At 40.4% G+C, this 21734-nt stretch carries 22 protein-coding genes and 3 tRNA genes; 8 read left to right on the plus strand and 17 right to left on the minus strand.

The window, feature by feature from the left end:
- Nucleotides 1-19 precede the first annotated feature (19 nt).
- The gene (locus ABVZ64_RS03565) at nucleotides 20-1114 is read right to left on the minus strand and encodes a LysM peptidoglycan-binding domain-containing protein (RefSeq protein WP_352399690.1); all 1095 of its coding nucleotides are present in this window, start codon (nucleotides 1112-1114) and stop codon (nucleotides 20-22) included.
- A gap of 174 nt (nucleotides 1115-1288) precedes the next feature.
- Nucleotides 1289-2899, minus strand: a complete 1611-nt coding sequence (locus ABVZ64_RS03570) for a CvpA family protein (RefSeq protein WP_352399691.1) — start codon at nucleotides 2897-2899, stop codon at nucleotides 1289-1291.
- Between the two features lie 162 nt (nucleotides 2900-3061).
- Between ABVZ64_RS03570 and ABVZ64_RS03575 the strand changes: the two genes are divergently transcribed.
- Nucleotides 3062-3712 carry an adaptor protein MecA gene (locus tag ABVZ64_RS03575; RefSeq protein ID WP_352399692.1) on the plus strand — a complete coding sequence of 217 codons (651 nt, stop codon included), beginning with the start codon at nucleotides 3062-3064 and terminating at the stop codon, nucleotides 3710-3712.
- Between the two features lie 53 nt (nucleotides 3713-3765).
- Here ABVZ64_RS03575 and ABVZ64_RS03580 read toward each other — a convergent pair whose 3' ends face one another.
- The 15 genes from ABVZ64_RS03580 to mazG all read right to left on the minus strand — a co-directional run bounded on the left by ABVZ64_RS03580 (nucleotide 3766) and on the right by mazG (nucleotide 13612).
- Nucleotides 3766-4440, minus strand: a complete 675-nt coding sequence (locus tag ABVZ64_RS03580; RefSeq protein ID WP_352399693.1) for a DUF2461 domain-containing protein — start codon at nucleotides 4438-4440, stop codon at nucleotides 3766-3768.
- Between the two features lie 165 nt (nucleotides 4441-4605).
- Nucleotides 4606-6585, minus strand: a complete 1980-nt coding sequence (locus ABVZ64_RS03585) for a sodium-translocating pyrophosphatase (RefSeq protein ID WP_352399694.1) — start codon at nucleotides 6583-6585, stop codon at nucleotides 4606-4608.
- Between the two features lie 423 nt (nucleotides 6586-7008).
- Entirely contained in the window at nucleotides 7009-7941 is a 933-nt protein-coding gene (locus ABVZ64_RS03590; protein ID WP_352399695.1) for an AEC family transporter, read from the minus strand.
- 127 nt (nucleotides 7942-8068) lie between these two features.
- A complete protein-coding gene (locus ABVZ64_RS03595) occupies nucleotides 8069-8632 on the minus strand; it encodes a phosphatase PAP2 family protein (protein WP_352399696.1) in 564 nt (187 codons plus the stop codon).
- 10 nt (nucleotides 8633-8642) lie between these two features.
- Nucleotides 8643-9206 carry a manganese efflux pump MntP gene (locus ABVZ64_RS03600; RefSeq protein WP_352399952.1) on the minus strand — a complete coding sequence of 188 codons (564 nt, stop codon included), beginning with the start codon at nucleotides 9204-9206 and terminating at the stop codon, nucleotides 8643-8645.
- Between the two features lie 359 nt (nucleotides 9207-9565).
- Nucleotides 9566-10090, minus strand: a complete 525-nt coding sequence (locus tag ABVZ64_RS03605) for an ECF transporter S component (RefSeq protein ID WP_352399697.1) — start codon at nucleotides 10088-10090, stop codon at nucleotides 9566-9568.
- Nucleotides 10091-10251: 161 nt separating this feature from the next.
- Nucleotides 10252-10324, minus strand: a tRNA-Val gene (locus ABVZ64_RS03610).
- 30 nt (nucleotides 10325-10354) lie between these two features.
- Nucleotides 10355-10426, minus strand: a tRNA-Glu gene (locus tag ABVZ64_RS03615).
- 13 nt (nucleotides 10427-10439) lie between these two features.
- A tRNA-Met gene (locus tag ABVZ64_RS03620) sits at nucleotides 10440-10513 on the minus strand.
- Between the two features lie 78 nt (nucleotides 10514-10591).
- Nucleotides 10592-10858, minus strand: coding sequence for an FtsB family cell division protein (locus tag ABVZ64_RS03625; RefSeq protein ID WP_352399698.1), 267 nt, complete (start codon nucleotides 10856-10858; stop codon nucleotides 10592-10594).
- A complete protein-coding gene (gene yabQ / locus ABVZ64_RS03630; RefSeq protein ID WP_352399699.1) occupies nucleotides 10851-11453 on the minus strand; it encodes a spore cortex biosynthesis protein YabQ in 603 nt (200 codons plus the stop codon). Before yabQ ends, ABVZ64_RS03625 begins: the two co-directional genes overlap by 8 nt.
- Nucleotides 11454-11468: 15 nt before the next feature.
- The gene (gene yabP / locus ABVZ64_RS03635) at nucleotides 11469-11747 is read right to left on the minus strand and encodes a sporulation protein YabP (protein ID WP_352399700.1); all 279 of its coding nucleotides are present in this window, start codon (nucleotides 11745-11747) and stop codon (nucleotides 11469-11471) included.
- A gap of 224 nt (nucleotides 11748-11971) precedes the next feature.
- Nucleotides 11972-12211: an RNA-binding S4 domain-containing protein gene (locus ABVZ64_RS03640; protein WP_352399701.1), complete on the minus strand. Its 240-nt coding sequence runs from the start codon at nucleotides 12209-12211 to the stop codon at nucleotides 11972-11974.
- A gap of 294 nt (nucleotides 12212-12505) precedes the next feature.
- Nucleotides 12506-12781 (minus strand): non-specific DNA-binding protein Hbs, encoded by a 276-nt coding sequence (hbs, locus tag ABVZ64_RS03645; protein ID WP_313528484.1) that lies wholly within the window; start codon nucleotides 12779-12781, stop codon nucleotides 12506-12508.
- Between the two features lie 42 nt (nucleotides 12782-12823).
- Entirely contained in the window at nucleotides 12824-13612 is a 789-nt protein-coding gene (mazG, locus tag ABVZ64_RS03650; protein ID WP_352399702.1) for a nucleoside triphosphate pyrophosphohydrolase, read from the minus strand.
- 198 nt (nucleotides 13613-13810) lie between these two features.
- Between mazG and ABVZ64_RS03655 the strand changes: the two genes are divergently transcribed.
- The 7 genes from ABVZ64_RS03655 (at nucleotide 13811) to ABVZ64_RS03685 (ending at nucleotide 21718) form a co-directional block, all read left to right on the plus strand.
- The gene (locus ABVZ64_RS03655; protein WP_352399703.1) at nucleotides 13811-14665 is read left to right on the plus strand and encodes a sulfide/dihydroorotate dehydrogenase-like FAD/NAD-binding protein; all 855 of its coding nucleotides are present in this window, start codon (nucleotides 13811-13813) and stop codon (nucleotides 14663-14665) included.
- 16 nt (nucleotides 14666-14681) lie between these two features.
- Nucleotides 14682-16073, plus strand: a complete 1392-nt coding sequence (gene gltA / locus ABVZ64_RS03660) for an NADPH-dependent glutamate synthase (protein WP_352399704.1) — start codon at nucleotides 14682-14684, stop codon at nucleotides 16071-16073.
- 274 nt (nucleotides 16074-16347) lie between these two features.
- Entirely contained in the window at nucleotides 16348-16956 is a 609-nt protein-coding gene (locus ABVZ64_RS03665; RefSeq protein WP_352399705.1) for an MBL fold metallo-hydrolase, read from the plus strand.
- A 72-nt stretch (nucleotides 16957-17028) separates the two neighbouring features.
- Nucleotides 17029-18516 (plus strand): glycerol kinase GlpK, encoded by a 1488-nt coding sequence (gene glpK, locus ABVZ64_RS03670; protein WP_352399706.1) that lies wholly within the window; start codon nucleotides 17029-17031, stop codon nucleotides 18514-18516.
- Nucleotides 18517-18652: 136 nt separating this feature from the next.
- Nucleotides 18653-20770: an anaerobic ribonucleoside-triphosphate reductase gene (gene nrdD, locus ABVZ64_RS03675; protein ID WP_352399707.1), complete on the plus strand. Its 2118-nt coding sequence runs from the start codon at nucleotides 18653-18655 to the stop codon at nucleotides 20768-20770.
- A 3-nt stretch (nucleotides 20771-20773) separates the two neighbouring features.
- Nucleotides 20774-21268 (plus strand): anaerobic ribonucleoside-triphosphate reductase activating protein, encoded by a 495-nt coding sequence (gene nrdG, locus ABVZ64_RS03680; RefSeq protein ID WP_352399708.1) that lies wholly within the window; start codon nucleotides 20774-20776, stop codon nucleotides 21266-21268.
- A gap of 15 nt (nucleotides 21269-21283) precedes the next feature.
- Nucleotides 21284-21718, plus strand: a complete 435-nt coding sequence (locus tag ABVZ64_RS03685; protein WP_352399709.1) for a dUTP diphosphatase — start codon at nucleotides 21284-21286, stop codon at nucleotides 21716-21718.
- Nucleotides 21719-21734: the final 16 nt, after the last annotated feature.

Genomic DNA, 21734 nt, shown 5'->3' on the forward strand with positions numbered 1-21734 from the left:
CATCTTCTCCTATCTACTATCATCTAGGAATTTTCAACTTTGTTCCAACATCGATGGTATCTGTTTCTTTTAAATTATTGGCGTCCAAAATCTTCTGATATTCTGCGCCATTGCCTAATGTCTTTTGGGCTATACTCCAAGCAGTATCTCCTTTTTGCACCACATACTCGGTTGTGTTTCCTGTTGATAGGGAAGATCCGCCTGCATTGTTTGATGTGGTTGTGCTACTGCTATCCCCAGCCGATGTTTGACCCTCGTTGCTAGTAGTAGTACCTTCACCCCCATTAGGATTGCTCTCTCCTGATAACTGCTCCTCCAACTGCATCTTCTCAAGTTGAATTTTTTCATACTTAGCGCTCAGTTCTTCACTAGCTGCAACCTGATTCTGAGCATCTTCAAGCTTACTGCTTAAACTAACACATTTAAAAATAAGGAATATAATTAATACTAGCCCAATTATCCCTAAAATTATACTTAATTTATTCATACCACCACGGTAATCTTCATCATCATCATAGTCATCATAAAGGCTATCCAAATGCTCTTGCTTTGCCTTTTCTTCGAAATCCAGATCCTCATAGCGGTTTCTGCCTACTTTTCCGAAGTCTTCAAAAGCATTATCCTCTTTTTTAAACTTTTTACGTTTTGCGGGAGATAAAGTCTGCTGAGATACTTCCTCAACCATTTTTGATTTTTTGCGAGCTGGCATCACGCTGACATACTGAATCCCATCATCATACTCGTCCTTTTCCATTTTATGCTCTGATGATACCGGATTATTCGTATCTTCCATCGTTCCAAAGTTTCTTGCACGACGAGATACGTATCTGGTAGGCTCACCCTCTTGCTGAGGTGCTTTTCTAATTTCATTAATCTCATTGCCTACTTGCTGCATTCTTGCCTCTCTTACTTCCTCAATATCCTCTCTTGATGGACGTTTTTTAGAACGAACTCCTTCCGTATTTCCGTCTTTACCCATTAAGGGATGGGTTTGCATCAAAATATCAACAACCTCTTTTGGCAGGTCATTATACAAATCTTCATAATAATCTTTATCATTATCATTTAAACCTCGTGCACCGGGTTTTGTATTACTATTCTTATCACTGCTCATGGTTTACCTCCGCTGGTTTGTGAAACTTCTACTTTTACTCATAAGAATCACATTATATCTTATTATTTTACATTCTTCCACTATAAGTGTCAACAAAACTGGGTATTTTTCAATAAAATGTAATAATATCGTAAAAACAGCCACCGGAGTACCGGTGGCCATCTACCAAACTTTTTAGTTCAATCCAATTACTGTATTCACACCGTTGGCCTCTGCTACATATTCTAAAGAAATAGTATCTCCAACTTGCTTTTTCAAAATACTCAGATAATTTTTAACTTCAACTTCAAAGAGGGCATCCTTACCATCCAACATCACGTAATAATAGGTGTTACCATCAATCACAACATCCCTCATGGTGCTAATGGCCCCCTCAGCCTTTAAAGCTTTCTCCATATCTATGGTCTCAATACCACTTCCAGCCATTAAATTACGATATGCTTTTTCACACTCAGCTACCGTATCCCCGATGGCAACAATTTGATATTTTTGTATATTAACCATGGCATATTTTTTAACCAAACCGGCCGCATCCTTTAAAGATAAGAAATAGGTTGGTTCATCTGCAATGTTAAGCAAAATGGGGAATGTAGCATTATATCCCAAATGCTGAACTTGCCCCTCCGCCGAAGACATGGCAGAAAATTCTTTTGCACCGGAAATCTGGTAATACTTTGTTTCTTTGGTTCTGGAATTCATCAATACAAAACCTACGTTAGATTGATCTCCACCAATAGAGGTAACACCAGTATATACCCAAACGTCATCTTCCAGAGCGATATAGTTATAGCCCTCTGTACTCTGCAAGCATTCCCTTTGCCCAAAGATGCTGTTAATAAAGCCCTTTTTCAAGGTTCCATAGTAATCATACTGTTCAATCAATAGGTTTGCGTCGTATACTTTATCAATCCAGCGAGGAACATCCGCAACATTATAATAAGAATGTTCACCAGTCACAGCATTAATTACGATGGCCCCTGTTATGTCTGTACCGCCAAACAAACCAATGGTTTTATCTTCAACCGCACACACCCAATAAGGAATGCCATTTTCGTCAATTTCAAAGTTTGTACTACGAATCATGGCCGTTGGGTAACGGAATCGTACATAGCGGTTTAAGTTGCGACCAAAGTGTTCAAAAGGGGAATATTTTATTCCTTCTTCTAATCTAACTAGTTCAACATCCTGAGACGTCATATCAATTTGTATATATGCCGGAATACCAGTGTCTTTATTTGTAATCCATTTAATCAAATCACCATAACGAAGAGGTGTAACTCGCACAGGCTTATTCTGGTAGTTTATTTGATTAAAGTATGGGCTAACCTCGTACTGAGAAACCATGTCTACCATACTACCCATTTCTCTTTCTGCAAGCCTTGAAGCGGAATCACTATCCAAAATAGGAATTTTGTTATAATCCACTTCATGAATATCTGTGGCAAAATCACCAGTTTCCACGGTTAGAAGTTTGTTATAATCTGACGCTCGTATAATGGGGGAGGACAACAATGTACCACCAAAATATATTACACATAAAACAACCGGTATAATTAACAACTTCTTGATCATCTTCAGATTAACTGCCCGCTCCGGACTAGTTCTATCCAGAAAAACAGCACGGAAAATAGTCCAGAAATTTATCACTACCCCAACAACCACAAGGGCAACCATAAACATCCAGCAGTCACGAGAATGAATATTTAGAGGTGGTAAGTAATAATAATACATGCCTGCCCATACAAGGACAGTTAAAATCATTGGAATAAGCCGTTTTTTCAACACAGCCCATCACTCCTTCTTCGCAAAAATTAATAGAAACTGGCGTTATTAACCTCTTTACATCTTCCCGCCAATTCATTATACTATACTATATTTCACATAGAATGTATAGTGGAAATCCAACACGACCCGTTTTTCTAATGAAAAGATAAGGAAGTGATTTATATGAAAATTGAACGTGTTAGTGAAAATCAACTAAAGTTAACCCTCACAAGAGCGGATTTGGTAGAACGTGATTTAAAATTGGAAGACTTGATTAATCCTTCCGAAAAGACACAAAAGCTTTTCCGAGATATTATGGAGCAAGCATTAGATGAATATGACTTCATCAACGAAAATACACCCCTTATGGTGGAAGCGGCCCCCGTTGGCGTTGACGGCATTATGATTATCGTAACTAAAATTGACCAAAAAAGCAAAAATGAAAACCCTATGGATATGCTTTCAAAAAATAAAGCAGCTCATAAATGGAAAAAGAAACCCATAGATTTGTTTGAAGCAAAAAGTAATGACAGCGAAGATTTGCTTATTTTTTCCTTTGAAACCTTAGATGATGTAATTCACGCCAGTCTACGCTTAGACGACTGCTATCGGGGCGAAAGTGAGCTATTCAAAAGCAACGAAAGATTTTTCCTCGTTTTGCAGGCGGATACATATACCGCCGATGAAAACAGCGAATGCATAGAACTCATATTAGATGAATTCGGTCAAAAACACATTTCCACAACACTAGCGAAATATTATCTTCTGGAACACGGTGAAACCATAATTAAGTCAAATGCCATTGAGTCCTTGGCAAAAAATTTTGGTAACTAAAAACGAAGCCCCCTAGGAATTCTATCTAGTTATTCCTAAGGGGCTTTCTCTTTTTAATCCACTTTTATTTCACTTAGATATTGGTACAAAGGAATTAATCCGATCCATTCCTTGGCCAGCATTTTTGGCAATTCCCCCGTAAATAGGATGTCTTCCACTCCTTTTGTCTCAACAACCGCAAAGTTTTTCTTGATATACCAGGGACGGATTTCCTCCACCAACCCATTAGCATCCACCTTCTTGTAGTCATCTCCAATCAAAGCAAATGAACCTTTCTGTTTCAAATCATTCACTATGTTAGAAAATGATGATGCATTAGCCTCAACCTTTTTGCGAAATGCCTTCATATATGCTGGTTTTGTTTCATAAAAACCCATGCCATGGGTATATCCCTCTGGCGTTAATTCAAAATAAAAAACGGGGCGTGTTTTCCAGGTGGTTCCCACAACCATTGGCTCTTTAAACACCACCCAACGGCATGATCGATAAGGACTCTTATCCTTTGAATATCGAATATCCCGGTTTATCCTTGAAATTGCCCAATCCAAATCTTCCCCCGTCTGTTCCTTCAGTTCTTCTGATAAAGAAAACGCAAGCCGATCAAATGGCTCCTTTAGAAATTCTTTGTACCGATCCCTGTTTTGATCCATCCACTCTCTATTATTATTCATTCTTATTTCCCAAAGAAAATCTATGGTTTGAGGTGTAAACCCCTTAAATCCCTTCATATACTCATCTCCTGTTCCTACCAATTATAACACACTCGTTTTCCTTTCGGTAGCAGGAAGTACTTGTATTTCAAAGGCATTTTTTCCGTTCATTTCCTCCTTGCTTAAGACGCCTAATTCGGGGCAATAAAAAAGGCGGACCCTAAGTCCGCCTTTTTTATTTAATTACAGAATGCTACCGATAGTCATAAATAATGGTGCGAATACCAAAGATACAACTGTCATCAACTTGATTAAGATGTTGATAGAAGGACCGGAAGTATCTTTGAAGGGGTCACCTACTGTGTCACCAACTACGGCTGCTTTATGAGCTTCGCTGCCCTTGCCACCGTGGTTGCCTTCTTCAATATACTTCTTCGCATTATCCCATGCACCACCTGCATTGGACATGAAAATCGCCATCAATACACCTGTTACCAAAGAACCAGCCAACAAGCCGCCTAAAGCTGATGTTCCCAAAAGCACACCAACAACCAAAGGTGCTGCTACTGCCATAATACCGGGAACCAACATTTCTTTCAAAGCTGCTGTTGTAGAGATTTCTACACACTTCTTGTAGTCAGGTTTTGCTGTACCTTCCATGATACCAGGAATAGAGCGGAACTGACGTCTTACTTCTTCAATCATCTCGAATGCCGCTTTACCAACAGACTGCATTGTAAATGCAGAGAAAAGGAAAGGAAGCATACCACCGATGAACAAACCAATAATTACTCTGGGTTCAAGGATAGAGATCTGTGTCAACTGAACAGCCTCTGCATAGGAAACGAACAGTGCCAATGCAGTCAAGGCTGCAGAACCAATGGCAAAGCCTTTACCCATAGCTGCTGTTGTGTTACCAACTGCATCCAATTTGTCTGTAATATTTCTTACGGAGTGATCCAAGCCGCTCATTTCAGCGATACCACCAGCGTTATCGGCAATAGGACCGTACGCATCAACTGCTACAGTAATACCTGTTGTGGAAAGCATACCAACAGCCGCCAAAGCGATACCGTAAAGACCACATACAGAGTAAGCTACAAAAATGCCAATTGCAATCAATACAATGGGAATAGCTGTAGATTCCATACCAACAGCCAAACCACTGATGATTGTTGTTGCAGGGCCTGTTTCAGACTGATCTGCAATTTTCTTTACAGATTTGTAATCACCGGAAGTATAAACTTCTGTGATAAGACCAATCAAAAGACCAACAACCAAACCGGCAATAATTGCGATACCAGCCTTCATATTGCCAAAGAACAAATAGCTCAGGGCAACAGAAGCAATAGCAACCAATACAGCTGCAGAGTAAGAACCTGTTTTCAATGCTTTGTGAGGATTGGACTTTTCATCGCCCTTAACAAAGAAGCTACCGATGATGGAAGCCAAAATACCAACTGCTGCTAAAACCAAGGGGAATACTGCGCCTTCTGTCTGGAAGTAAACAACACCCAAAGTAATAGCGGAGATGATGGAACCAACATAGGATTCGAAAAGGTCAGCACCCATACCAGCAACGTCACCTACATTATCGCCTACGTTATCTGCAATTACAGCGGGGTTACGAGGGTCATCTTCCGGGATACCTGCTTCAACTTTACCTACCAAGTCAGCACCAACGTCAGCAGCCTTTGTATAAATACCGCCACCAACACGGCCAAACAAAGCGATAGAGGAAGCACCCAAACCAAAACCGAATAAAATGTTTGCATTCTTCGTTAATACATAAATTGTACCAACGCCCAACAAACCAAGACCAACTACAGACATACCCATAACAGCACCGCCGCTGAATGCGATAGAAAGGGCTCTATTCATACCGCCAACTCTAGCTGCGTTTGCAGTTCTAACGTTTGCCTTTGTAGCAACTGACATACCAAAGTAGCCTGCCAGTGTAGATAAGATAGCACCAAAAATAAAGCAAGCTGCTGTCATCCAGTCTACGCCAAAGCCAATCAAAACAAATAAAACAATAGCAAAAATAACTAAGATACGGTACTCTGCCTTTAAGAAAGCATTTGCACCTTCTCTAATGGAGGCAGCAATCTCTGCCATGCGTTCTGTACCTTCTTCTTCGCGGTTAACTTTCCCCGCAAGAACAAAGGCGAACACCAGCGCAAGTACACCAAATACAGGCGCCAAGTACATCAAGTTTTCCATGATTAAAATCCCCCTGTTTCTCTTTTGAATTGATACTAAAATAATTTAGTTATTATTTCCGCCCGATCAAATGATCGGAATAACAAAACCTGACTGTTTATAAGTTGTATGCACAAACGTCCATCTGTTAATAAAAAGACAAAGACACCACCCTATTATCTACCACAGTTAGCCCTGCCCACAGCAGATAATGAAGTGCAGTCTCTTGCTGCATTCCAATCTTATATTAGCCTTATTCTGTCCCACGCACTAGTATAAACGATTTGTTTATGAAAAATCAACCCTTTCAGCCATTCCAATTCATCTTTTTTTAAAAATTTTGCCAGAAATACATAATTTTATGCGTATAAGATACAAAAGTTGGAAAAAAATCTTTGAAGTATAAAAATAACGCGATGAATTTATTCATCGCGTTAATCATTTCTAGGCTCTACACAAAAATTCTGCAACCAGTGGTAATGTAATGACAGACAAAATTGTAGAAACAAAAACATACTCCGACGCACGTTTCTCATCGTTTCCATACAGCTCTGCGAATGATGGCAGTGCTGCTGCCGCCGGTGTTCCCATCAGAACCACCAAAACATTCAAGGCCATGCCGTCCAAAAACATTCCACCTATGAGCTTAGTGATTATAGGCATTATGATTAATGTAAAGAAACTAAAAACATAAACTATTTTGTCTTTTAAAATTTCTCGTACATTTGCCGCAGCCAATAATGTACCAATATAAATCATTGACAGACAAACTGTTGTGTTTGCAGAAAATTGCAATGCATCAAAAATTGGCGCTGGCAATTTGATGGAATAAACAAAACAGAAAACGCCGATTATTGCAGAAAGACAGATAAGGTTTACAAATGCTTCCTTCATCATCCTACCCACAGACTTCTTGTTATCGCCTCCCAGACCAAACAAGAAAGAACAAACAGTGAACAAGAAAACGTTGCAGGTAAACATCACCGCCACGCAAAAAATTAAGCCTTCAGAGCCATACATTGCCATGATCAAGGGCTGGCCCATAAAGATAACGTTGCTGTAAACTCCGCCGCCTGCAAATAGCCCCAGTTCCTTCAAGCTCATTTTTTTGATTTTGCCTATTGCAAAAAACATGAGGGCACCAATGCAGCACATTAAAAAAGTTACACCGCATGTCTGAAGGAATCCCTTAAAAATTTCTTCTGAGTATTCTCTTTGCATCAAAATAATCATATTACATGGTACTGCTACACGGGTTAATACAATAGATAAGCCCTTTGCATTCGCCGCCGAGAGAAACTTTTTCTTCTGCAGTATGACACCGATAACCATAAGGATTACCATTGTCAAGAGTTGCAAAATAACAGGTATTGCCATATTCAAACCTTCTTCCCTAAAAGAACTTGGTGATTCACCCTCCCCCTACTTGAGAAGAAACACCTGTAAATCCCATAATCAGGATTTATTTTATTATTCTATATGAAAATATAGGTCTTGGCAATCTTTAATTTGACCTAATTCGACATTTATTTTCAGAAGAACATCTTTTAAATACCATTATTGTTATAGTTGCCATGGCCCACCCTAAGAATGCCCCTGCCAAAACATCGGTGGGAAAGTGCACCCCTAGATACAGTCTGCTAAAACCCATTACAGTGGCAAAAACAAAAGCAACACCCCCCCATTTCTTATTTATGGCATAAATTGCCGTAGCTCCAGCAAAAGAGGCAGATGTATGCCCAGAGGGAAAAGAAAAATCCGTAAGATGAGCCACTAAAACCTCATAGCCCAATAGGTCGTATGGGCGTACTCTTCCTATCATTGGTTTGAGCACCACGTTGCATAACAATGCATTGGCACCTAGACTTGCGGCCAATCGTATCCCCCAACTTCTCCAAGGTTTTTTCTTGTTTCCTAGCAAAAAAAAGAGGACTGCCAGTGCGATCCAAATGAATCCGCTATCACCCAATTTTGAAATAAACATCATTGGCTTATCTAACCAAGGGGACCTAAATATATCCCTCAACCCCACCAATATCTTAATATCTATCGTCTGTATCCAATCCATAGTTCCTAAATTACCCCCCCAAATATATATGCTCCAACAAAATTTTTGTTCCAATTAGAATCAGCACAATTCCCCCCAAAATTTCTGCTTTGGACTGCAACCTATCTCCCAAATACTTGCCAGCCCAAGCACCCAGGCAAGAAACTGTAAAAGAAACAATACCAATGATAACACCGGCCTGAATAATATTTACGTCCAATATGGCAAAGCTTATACCTACCGCTAACGCATCAATGCTTGTAGCCACCGCTTGGAAAAACAGCATCTTATTTGTGAGGCTCCCCCCCGCCTTGCCTGCGTCATCATCACCCTTTAAGCTCTCCCGAATCATATTTCCACCAATGATGAGTAATAAAATAAAAGCAATCCAGTGATCAACCGCCTCTATGTAGGTCTTCACGCTACTGCCTAATACCCAGCCAATTACCGGCATTAAAAATTGGAACCCTCCAAAAAAAGCAGCCTGTCTAATTGCATCCTTCTTACCAAATCCTCTCACCGAAACCCCATTAGAAATAGAAACAGCAAAGGCATCCATAGCCAGACTAACCGCAATCAATAAAATTGTTATCATTTCCAAAACTCTTTCCTCCCATCTTTCACTTAGGCTTTTATAAGCCTTTGGTGGAGCTACTATAACACAGGCTTTTACTTCGGTCAACAAACAAAAAGCTTGCTCCACACCATTCCTTTATTTTATGACCAATTTTCAGAAAAGTACACTATGTTTTTTATGATTTCTGGACTTTCTAATTCATACAAATAATTGTTTTCATACATGAGGGGCACAAATTACTGTTCTTACCATAACAAATCTGTTCATTTACCTATCTTCATTTGGAATAAAAAAAGTCTACCGTTTGCAAAACCAAACAGCAGACTCTTAAAACCCTTAACATATAATAACGATGAAAATTAACCTCTTATACAGCATCAACGAGATAAGACATACTTATATATTTTCGCCCGATGGAACGCAACTCCCACTACAACAAAAATTACAAAACCAGCAAAACCTTGCAATAAATTTTCTGGGATAGATACTGCTGCAACAGCAAAGCTACTTTTTAAAATCCCGCCTCCAATAAAATATCCAAATACCATCCAGATTACACCTAAAATCGAACCAATCATATTACGGTAAGTAAAAAATTTATCATTTTTCCCGGAAAATGAAGCAACCCTGCCAATGACATACCCCATAATACCTTTAATGATAAATGTAAATGGTGCCCAGTGGGCATAACCGCTTAAAACATCCGCCAAAGCAGATCCTACACCCCCGGCAACCATACCATACTTCCCACCAAAAAATACACTTATCAGCAATATCATGCTATCGCCTAAATGAATATAACCTTGGGTAGCTGAAACGGGAATCTGGAATACCATGGTACTGACGGCAACTAACGCTACTAATAATCCTTGAATACATAACTCTTTTGTTGTCATTTTCATTGTGTATCACACCCTCCTATCTGTTGATAAAAGATTACCATACGTCGGCCGTGGTAGCTAGATATACAGGGGTGCAAAGCCTATATTGTAGGGGTACAATTAACTATATTGCATCGATACAATTCTGTGAAACTGTGATCTTTTGTGAACAAAAAAAAGAATGGAAGTTACAGGGCTCGAACCTGTGACCCTCTGCTTGTAAGGCAGATGCTCTCCCAGCTGAGCTAAACTTCCATGCTTAAACAAAATAATATAAAATTTAAATGACCCGTAAGGGAATCGAACCCTTGTTTCAGCCGTGAGAGGGCCGCGTCTTAACCTCTTGACCAACGGGCCGAAAAAAGGAAAATAGCGGAGGAGGGATTTGAACCCCCGACACTGCGGGTATGAACCGCATGCTCTAGCCAACTGAGCTACTCCGCCTCAAATCGACCATTTGATTATACCCATTCCTCCAATGGTTGTCAAGCCTTTTTCCTTCAATATTTTGCTTTTTATTGTTTATTGCCCTCTATTTATGTATAAAACTTCATTGGGCTTTACCATGCCTAACTGTTCTCTTGCAATCTGTTCTATGTAACTATCACTGTTATAATATTCCTTACGTTTTTCAAATTCAAGCTGTTTTTCCTGCTCTTGTTTTATTTGGGATGCAATCTCCATTCGTTCCTGCTTAATCTGATCGTAAGCCTTTGCTTGGCTCACTACACCAACCCCCACGGCACAAATAAAAACACTTAAAAACACGCGAATAAATATTTTATCCATCCTTCGTGTCTTTTTTGGCCTTCTCCCGCCTTGCTCGCCTTTTTGTTTTATTCCTTTGCCCATTCGGTTTGTCACCACTTTTCTGTTTCTTCCTAACTGCTATGCGCCAATCTCTGCGTATTGCGTTTAATCTAATTTTTGCATAAAAACTACAGGAATGCAATACTTTTTTCTTTATCCTAACGCAAAAAAAGCCAGCTTTCCTTAGTGGTCTACGTATAACAAGATAAACCAACCGAAAGGGTGTCATTACGATAGTAAATAACAGGAATAGAATTTTTTTCACAACATAAATTACTTTGTCACTAACCGCAATCACCAAATGACTCAGTGTTAAATAATAAAGGCCCATCCCCCCAAACATTCCAAGTATGGTAAAAAAGCGTATTTCCCCTGCATTAGCTCCAAGCATTACTGCAAATACAAAAAAAATAGCGCCAATCCAAAATATTCCGTCCTCCACCTGTATCCAAAGGCGTTTGTGAGGGATAATATGGCGGAAAACCCTTAGGCAGTCATAGACCAAGCCTAAGGCTCCTCCCAATAACACAGTTAGTAAAAAAAGCTGTGCTTGCCCCTGCAAAGATAAAATCATTACAATCTCCCCTTTTTATCGAAACAACTTTCCTAAAAAAGAATGTTTATCCGACAAAGATCCGTCAGAGTAAGTAATGCTATCAAATAATCCCTCAATTGTTACCTCACCTGCATCCAGATCCAATTTGCCCATATGTAGCCCTGTGCCTTTTAGCATCATTAATCCACAATCTGTTTCTAACATGACTCCCTCCTCATCAAAAGACAAAACTTCTAAAACACCACCCATGCGAATGCGCTCCCTCTCTTCCATGGATACTGTATGTCTGCTTCGTTTTTTTTCGTCTGCCATAAGACCCGCCTCCCGCATTTTATTGTCTGCTAATAATATATGTCCGTAACAGGGCTTTTAGACTCCACAAAAAAACACCTTTCGCACTAGCCAAAAGGTGTATCTACCATCAATCTATGGGTTCATTTTATTTTCAATGAATCTTACGTCCTATTTCTTTTTTATACTTACGTTTGTCCTCCAGTAAAAGAAGCCAGCCCTACTCCAAAAAATTCATAATGCAATCAAACAGAACGATACATGGAAGCTGCATCTTCTTTTCGTGGGGACTCTTTCAAGCTCAACACTTCCACTTTAGTTGTATTACTCCCGAATTGGATCTCAATTATATCTCCAATCTTTACTTCTGCCCCAGCTTTTACCACTTTTCCATTTAACATAACTCGCCCTGCATCACAAGCTTCATTGGCGATTGTTCTACGTTTTATAACACGTGAGACTTTTAAAAATTTATCAATCCGCATAGAACGCCCTCCTTATTTTATTCTAATGATCAGTTTCTACCTTATTATATAATTATATAAACATAACCATTTGGCATGTTTTTTCTTTTTACATGATTCGACAAAACTTTCTTGGAAATCCCTTTCACTTAACTCTATTAAAATATATTCCCTGTTTTATTCCGAACCAATCACAAATAACTGCAAGCACTTTATACAAAAACGATCTATCCTTTGCCATAACACAAATAATTCTTATCTATAAAAAATATAAAGCGCCCTTCAAACGAAAGGCGCGTTATCGGCAAACAAAAATTATTTGTTAATTGCATCCTTGAGAGCTTTGCCGGCTTTGAATCTGGGAGCTTTGGAAGCAGGAATAGGCATAGCCATACCTGTCTGAGGGTTTCTGCCTTCGCGAGCTGCTCTTTCTGCAACATCAAATGTACCAAAACCTACCAACTGAACCTTTCCGTTGTTTGCAAGTTCTTCTGTTACTACATCTTCAAATGCTTTAAGAGCCTTTTCAGCATCCTTTTTACTCATTTCTGCCTTTTCCGCGATAGCCGCTACCAAATCAGATTTGTTCATTATAAATTCCTCCTCAATATAGTTCATTAAGTTATTTGGATTTCAATCAGATAAAGTCTTCCCTTTCGCTTCATCCCAGAGCAAATCCATTTCTTCCAGAGTCATTTCAGAAAGCTTCTTTCCCTCTGAAAGGGCTGAATTCTCAACATACTCAAATCTATTTATAAACTTTTTAGTGGCTTTTGTCAAGGCAAACTCCGGATTTATTTTTAAAAAGCGAGATATATTCACCATTGCAAACAAAATATCTCCAAATTCCTCTTCTTCCGTGCCTAAACCCTGTTCTATAGCCTCTGTCAACTCGTCTAACTCTTCCCGAACCTTATCCATAGCACCACCAGCTTCATAAAAATCAAATCCTACGCTGGCCGCCTTCTTTTGCACCTTTTTGGCTCGGGTTAAGGCTGGCAGCGCCATTGTAATCTGCTTCATAGCTTCACTTTGAGTGGAAATCTGCTTTTCTTGTTTCTTTAACGCCTCCCAATTTAACAAAACCTCATCGGCAGTATCCGCCTTAGTGCTCCCAAAAACATGGGGATGACGATATACCATTTTTTTGCAAATTCCACCAATCACGTCCTCCATTGTGAATTTTCCAGCTTCTGCTGCAAGCTCTGCATGAAACACCACCTGCATTAAGACATCGCCCAATTCTTCCTTTAGGTTTTCAATATCCTTCCTTTCAATGGCGTCTACAGTTTCATACGCCTCTTCCAGCATTGCTTCCCTTAAAGACTCATGGGTTTGCACTCTGTCCCACGGACAACCGCCCTCACCACGTAATCTTTTTATGATTGCTATCAAATTATCTAAAGTATAGTTCGTATCCAAAAAAAGCCTCCTATCTAATATCCTGAAAAAAAAATATGCTTGTACGCCTAAAAAACCAATAAACTTCATGTCCATAATGGCCGATAAAAACAGCATTTTAATGCTTTTGTCCCATTAAGTTTTGTGATATGATAATTCTATCAAAAACTACCGCTAAATGAAAGCGATAAAACTAAGAAGAGAAAGGAAGTTTGCCTCATGTTTCGAATTGTTAATAAAAGAGAGCTCAACAGTGCTGTTACCCTTTTGGAGATTGAAGCTCCCTTTGTGGCAAAAAAAGCTCAAGCAGGTCAGTTCATTATCTTTCGAGTAGATGAATATAGTGAAAGGGTTCCCCTAACTATCGCAGATTATGATAGAGAAAAGGGAACTATAACAATAATTTTCCAAAAAGTAGGGCTTTCTACAAACCTCCTTGCAGCAAAGGAAATTGGAGATACCATCTCTGACTTTGTAGGTCCTTTGGGTGTAGCAACTGAATATGAAGGCATGAAAAAGGTAGCTGTTGTAGGTGGTGGCGTAGGTTGTGCCATTGCATATCCCCAAGCCAAAGCTCTCCATGCTCTAGGTGTAGAAGTCGATGTAATTGCTGGCTTCCGTAACAAAGATATTGTAATCCTGGAAGATGAAATGAAGGCCGTATCTACAAATTATTATCTTATGACCGATGATGGAACCCAGGGGGAAAAAGGCTTTGTTACTGACAAATTAAAATCCCTCATCGAAGCAGGCAATCAATATGATACGGTAATTGCCATCGGACCTATCCCCATGATGAAATTTGTTAGCTTGACGACAAAACCCTTTGGTATACATACGATTGTCAGCTTAAATCCTATTATGATTGACGGTACAGGTATGTGTGGCGGCTGTCGTGTTACAGTAGGTGGGGAAATCAAATTTGCTTGTGTTGATGGCCCTGACTTTGACGGCCACCTGGTGGATTTTGATGAATTAATGAACCGTAACTCCATTTATAAGTCAAGAGAAGCGGAGCTCACCAAAGACCATGCTTGTCGTATGGATAAATTGGCTAAGGATTTAATTCACTAAAGGAGGATAATGTGTCATGGCTAATATGAGTTTAGAAAAAATCAAAATGCCCGAACAGGCACCTGATATCAGAAATAAAAACTTTGAAGAAGTTTCTTTGGGCTATACCGCTGAAATGGCAGTGGAAGAAGCCACTCGTTGCCTTAACTGCAAGCATAAACCCTGCGTAGAGGGTTGCCCTGTAAACGTGCGTATTCCTGAGTTCATTGCTGAAGTTGCAAAAGGCGATTTCTTGGCAGCATATAAAGTAATTACTTCCACCAATGCTTTGCCTGCTGTATGCGGTCGTGTCTGTCCTCAGGAAAGCCAGTGCGAAGCAAAGTGCGTGCGTGGTATTAAGGGGGAAGCCGTTGCAATCGGACGTTTGGAACGTTTTGTTGCCGATTGGTATATGGCTAACTGTGACGAAACCCCCGAAAAACCCGAATCTAATGGCAAAAAAGTTGCGGTTGTTGGCTCTGGCCCCTCTAGCCTTGCATGTGCAGGGGATTTAGCAAAAGCAGGCTATGACGTAACTGTTTTTGAGGCTTTCCACAAAGCAGGCGGTGTTTTGGTTTATGGTATTCCCGAGTTCCGTCTGCCAAAAGGTATTGTACAAAAAGAAATTGATACTCTGGCTTCTCTGGGTGTTAAATTCATGACTAATATGGTTATCGGTAAAGTTCTTTCTGTTGATGAAATCATCGATGATATGGGATTTGATGCCGTATTCATCGGCACAGGTGCAGGTTTGCCATCCTTTATGGGAATTCCTGGGGAAGCACTGGTTGGTGTTTACTCCGCCAATGAATATTTAACAAGAATCAACTTAATGAAAGCTTATCAGTCTGATTACGATACACCAATCCGCGCAAGCAAATCTGTTGCTGTTGTAGGCGGCGGTAACGTAGCAATGGATGCCGCAAGATGTGCAAAACGCCTTGGTGCAGAACACGTTTACATCGTGTATCGTCGTTCTGAAGCAGAAATGCCTGCCCGTTTGGAAGAAGTGCATCACGCAAAAGAAGAAGGTATTGAATTCCACCTGCTACGTAACCCAGTTCAAATTTTGAACAACGGAAGTGGCCAGGTAAAGGGCATCGAATGCCTCAAAATGGAATTGGGCGAGCCCGACGCTAGCGGCAGAAGACGCCCCGTTGAAGTTGAAGGCTCAAACTACGTAATCGATGTTGATACCGTAGTTATGTCAATCGGCACCTCCCCCAACCCTCTTATCAGAAGCACAACAAAGGGTTTAGATACAAACCGCAAAGGTTGCTTGGTTGTAAACGAAGAAACAAATCAAACCACAAGAGAAGGTGTATATGCTGGCGGTGATGCCGTTACAGGTGCAGCAACAGTTATCCTAGCAATGGGCGCTGGTAAAAAAGCTGCCGCTGCCATCGACGAATATCTACAAAGTAAATAAGATTTACATACGTACTCAAATTTAGAAGGTGCTACTTTTTTGTAGCACCTTTTTTGATCCAGTTTCCAACTCATACTAGAACACATCACCCCAACCATTTATCTTATACACCCGAAATTCTAAGAAATTCGATTGTCCCAATAATTCCCTTCCGCCAGCCCAATTGTTTGTTATGTTTCCCCGTTATTTCTTCTTGGCGAACCTAGTTTGTTCTGCTATAATCTATAAAGGTATATTTTGATGAGCACAACCTAATGATAAAGGAGGTTTCTTAATGACAATCAAAACTCTTCCAATGGGATCCATTGGGACAAACTGTTATGTCGTTTCCGACGATGCAGGCAATGCTGCAATCATCGACTGCGATGGCGATCCCAGACCAGTGTTTTCCTATATTGCAGAAAAAAATTTAACACCAACCCATATCTTACTAACCCATGGCCACTATGACCATATCGGCGCCGTTGAAATGGTCAAGGAAAAGTATGGCTGTAAGGTTATTGCTGGCAAAGACGAAATGCGGGTTCTAACAGATCCTGCAATTAACTGTTCCTTATATTGTGGTGGCGCAATCACCATCATCCCTGATGAGCTTGCATCGGACGGTAGCACTGTAACCGTGGGTACCATGAACTTTCAGGTTATGTTTACACCAGGTCACACAGAAGGTAGCCTCTGTTATATCTTAGAAGATAATATTTTTTCAGGTGATACTTTGTTTCAAGGCTCTTGTGGCAGAACAGATTTAGCTACGGGAGACTGGGCTACTATTTTGCGCTCTTTAAAGCTACTTAGAGACCTCCCTGGGGATTATACTGTATACCCTGGTCATGGTCCTGCAACTACTTTAGGAATTGAAAGAAGATCAAATCCCTATATGTAATATTAGCAAATATAACCCTGTGCCCCTACTTTTTGGGGACGGGGTTTTTCTATCACAAAGGAGGCTTTCACCATGAAATATATCCTTTCTTTAGACCAAGGCACAACTAGCTCTCGCTCTATTTTATTTAACCAACTGGGTCAAGCCCTTTGTACTGCCCAAAAAGAATTTACTCAATTTTACCCTCATCAAGGGTGGGTGGAGCATGATCCCTTAGAACTCTGGCAAACACAGCTGGAAACGGCTAGAGAGGTCATTGAGAAAAAGGGAATTTCTGCAGAAGATATCAGTGCCATTGGCATTACAAATCAAAGAGAAACCACTATCCTTTGGGACAAGCGCAATGGTCGCCCTTTATGTAATGGCATTGTCTGGCAGTGCCGTCGTACCGCCTCTTTTTGCGATGAATTAAAAGAACAAGGTTATACAAGCTTCTTCCAAAAAAAGACAGGACTGCCTATCGATGCATATTTTTCAGCTACAAAAATAAAGTGGGTCCTCGACAACGTAAAAGGTGCAAAAGAATTAGCCGCAAAAGGCAATCTACTTTTTGGCACCATCGACACTTGGCTAATTTGGAACCTTACGGGGGGCCAGGTCCATGCAACAGACTATTCTAATGCATCCCGCACCATGCTGTTTAATATTCATACCCTTAAATGGGACACCGACATTTTAGAATTATTAGAAATCCCCATAAGCATCTTGCCAAAGGTCGTTCCATCTTCAGGAGTTTTGGGATACTCCATCCCTGCTCTTTTGGGCTCTTCCATCCCAATTTCAGGCGTTGCCGGTGACCAGCAGGCTGCATTGTTTGGCCAAGCGTGTTTTTCACCAGGAGCGGCAAAAAACACCTATGGTACAGGCTGTTTTCTTCTTATGAATACAGGCGATATCCCTGTCACTTCCAAAAATGGCCTACTCACCACAATTGCTTGGGGTTTAGACAATAGAATCACCTATGCTCTAGAAGGCTCAGTTTTTGTTGCCGGTGCAGCAATCCAGTGGTTAAGGGATGAATTGAAAATGATTTCCTCTGCGGCAGAAACAGAAGAACTTTGCCGCTCTGTGGAAGACACCTGCGGTGTATATCTGGTTCCGGCCTTTACAGGTTTAGGTGCACCCCATTGGGATCCCTATGCAAGAGGGATTTTAACAGGTTTAACTAGGGGAGCAAATCGGTCACATATCGTTCGTGCCGTCGTTGAATCCATGGCGTACCAGACCTATGATGTGCTTCATGCCATGGAGCAGGATGCAGGTATCCCTCTGGCAGAACTTCGAGTTGATGGCGGAGCCGCGGCTAATTCCTTTTTGCTTCAGTTTCAATCGGATATAACAGGTGTTCCTGTAATGTGCCCATCCACCCTAGAAACCACAGCCCTTGGGGCTGCTTATTTGGCTGGGCTTGCCGTAGGCTACTGGAAAAATATAACAGAAATTAGAAGAAATTGGCAAGTCGCCTTCGCCTTTTCCCCCCAAGTAACAAAAGAAACTGCAGAAATAAAGTATGCCGGGTGGAAAAACGCCATAAATCAGGCTCTCTACAAAAAGGAATAAAAACAACATGTTGTTATTTTTTTATTTTTTATTGCATTTAAGTACAATATATGGTAGATTTATAGTCAACGAACCCAAAGGGGAGGATTTCTCCCTTTCCAATACAATTCTTTGTCTATAAAGGAGGAAACAGTCTATGTATGTAATTAAGAAAGATAATACAAATGAACCTTGGAATATTCAAAAAGTAGTGGTAGCTGTAAATAAGTCTGCCTATCGCGCTTTGGTAAAGTTCACCCAGGATGAGTTGGATTTTGTATGCAAATATGTGGAAGATAAAGCAAATTCACTGGGTAAAGAGGGAATTCCTATTTCCGAGATGCATAATATCGTTGAGTCAGCCTTAGAGCAGGTAAAGCCTGAAGTTGCAAAAAGTTATCGTGACTATCGCAATTATAAACAGGACTTCGTAAAAATGTTAGATGAGGTTTACAAAAAGAGCCAATCAATTATGTATATCGGAGATAAGGAAAACAGTAACACCGATAGTGCTTTGGTTTCTACAAAGCGTAGTTTGGTTTTCAATCAATTGAATAAAGAATTGTATCAAAAATTTTTTATGACCACGGAAGAGCTGCAAGCTTGCCGTGATGGGTATATTTATGTTCACGATATGTCTGCCCGCAGAGATACCATGAACTGCTGCCTTTTTGATGTGAAAACTGTTTTGAAAGATGGATTTGAAATGGGTAACCTATGGTATAACGAACCAAAAACTTTAAATGTTGCCTTTGACGTCATTGGCGATATTGTTCTTTCTGCAGCAAGTCAGCAATATGGCGGGTTTACCGTTCCCTCTGTCGACTTGTTATTAGAGCCCTACGCAGAAAAAAGTTATGAGAAGTTCTATCATCGTTATATCAATATGGGCCTTACTCCAAAAGCGGCAGATCAAGAAGCCATGGCAGATATTCTAAACGACTTTGAACAGGGCTTTCAGGGGTGGGAATATAAGTTTAACACCGTTGCCTCCAGTCGTGGTGACTACCCATTTATCACCATGACCTTTGGTACAGGCACCGGTAAGTTTGCGAAACTGGCATCCATTACAATGCTGAATGTACGTCGTAAAGGGCAAGGCAAAAAGAATTGTAAAAAACCTGTGCTTTTCCCGAAGCTGGTATTCCTCTATGATGAAAATCTTCATGGCAAAGGTAAATCTTTAGAAGATGTTTTTGAAGCAGGTATTCTTTGCTCCTCAAAAAGTATGTACCCTGATTGGTTAAGTCTAACGGGTGAAGGGTATGTAGCAGATATGTACAAAAGATATGGTGCAATCATCAGCCCTATGGGATGCCGGGCATTTCTTTCCCCTTGGTACGAACGTGGTGGCATGAAGCCTGCCGATGAGCAGGACAAGCCTGTTTTTGTAGGCCGTTTTAATATTGGGGCTGTCAGCTTGCATCTACCAATGATTTATGCCAAAGCAAAACAAGAAAGCAAGCCTTTCTATGAAGTTTTAGATTATTATTTGGAGCTCATTCGCAACCTCCATATTCGTACCTATGCATACCTTGGTGAAATGCGTGCATCCACCAACCCCTTGGCTTACTGCGAAGGTGGTTTCTATGGTGGCCACCTAAAAATACACGATAAGATTAAACCTCTTTTAAAAACTGCAACTGCATCCTTCGGCATTACTGCCTTGAATGAGTTACAAGCGTTGCACAACGGCAAATCCTTAGTAGAAGACGGCCAGTTTGCAATTGATACTTTGGCCCATATAAACGAAAAAATTTCTCAGTTCAAAGAGGAAGATGGTAACCTATACGCAATTTATGGAACCCCAGCGGAAAGCCTTTGTGGCTTGCAGGTAACCCAGTTCCGTAAAAAGTATGGTGTTATTGAAAATGTATCCGATAGACCTTATGTAAGCAATAGCTTCCATTGCCATGTAACAGAAAATTTGACACCTATTCAAAAGCAGGACTTGGAAAAACGTTTTTGGGACTTATCAAACGGTGGCAAAATTCAATACGTAAAGTACCCTATTGACTATAACTTAGATGCCATCCGCTCCTTAATTCGCCGTGCAATGGACCTTGGATTCTACGAAGGCGTAAATCTTTCCTTGGCCTACTGCGACGACTGTGGCCATCAAGAGTTGGAAATGGATGTTTGCCCGAAATGCGGTAGTCATAACCTTACAAAAATTGACCGCATGAATGGTTACCTTTCATATTCCAGAGTAAAGGGAGACACCCGTTTGAATGAAGCAAAAATGGCAGAGATTGCAGAAAGGAAGAGTATGTAACATATGCGTTATCATAATATAACGAAGGATGATATGCTAAACGGAGAAGGCCTTCGTGTTGTACTTTGGGTTGCAGGCTGTGACCATGGCTGTAAAGGTTGCCATAACACTGTGACATGGGATCCAAATGGAGGCATTCCCTTTGATGAATCAGCACAAGACGAGCTCTTTGACGCCCTAGATCATGATTATATTAGCGGGGTCACCCTTAGCGGTGGCGATCCTCTCTATATGGGTAATCGGGAAGACATGACCATTTTAGCCAAACATATAAAAGAGCGTTTTCCCGATCAAAATATTTGGCTTTATACAGGCTTTCGTTGGGAAGAAATTAGCGCATTACCCATCATGGAATTTATCGATGTTTTGGTGGATGGCCGCTTTGTGGAAGATTTAAAAGATTCTAAGCTTCACTGGAAAGGTAGCTTCAACCAAAGAATCATCGACGTACAAAAGTCACGGAAGAATAACTCCCTTTATCTGTATAATGCGGAGTAACAGAAAGGAATTTACATGGAGACCATTAAAATTAAATACCTTAGTGATAAAATAGAAAAATTACGCTATATCGATGGGAAATCCGACTGGATTGACCTACGTGCTGCGGAAAAAATTCAATTAAAGCAAGGAGAATTTCGCTTGATTCCCCTAGGCATTGCTATGCAGTTACCAAAAGGTTTCGAAGCACATATTGTTCCCAGAAGTTCAACCTTCAAGAACTTTGGTGTTATCCAGACAAACCACTGTGGTATTGTGGATGAAAGTTATTGTGGTAATAATGATCAATGGTTTTTCCCCGCTTTAGCAATGAGAGATACTGTAATTGACGTAAACGACCGCATTTGCCAATTCCGTATTTTTGAGCATCAGCCTGCCATTTCTTTTGAGGAAACAGAAAATCTAGGTAACGAAGATAGGGGCGGCATTGGTTCAACAGGAAAACAATAACTAAATTTTTTGAGAG

It is taken from the genome of Anaerotignum sp. (assembly GCF_040307045.1).
In the GTDB taxonomy this organism is placed as follows: Bacteria; Bacillota; Clostridia; order Lachnospirales; family Anaerotignaceae; genus Chakrabartyella.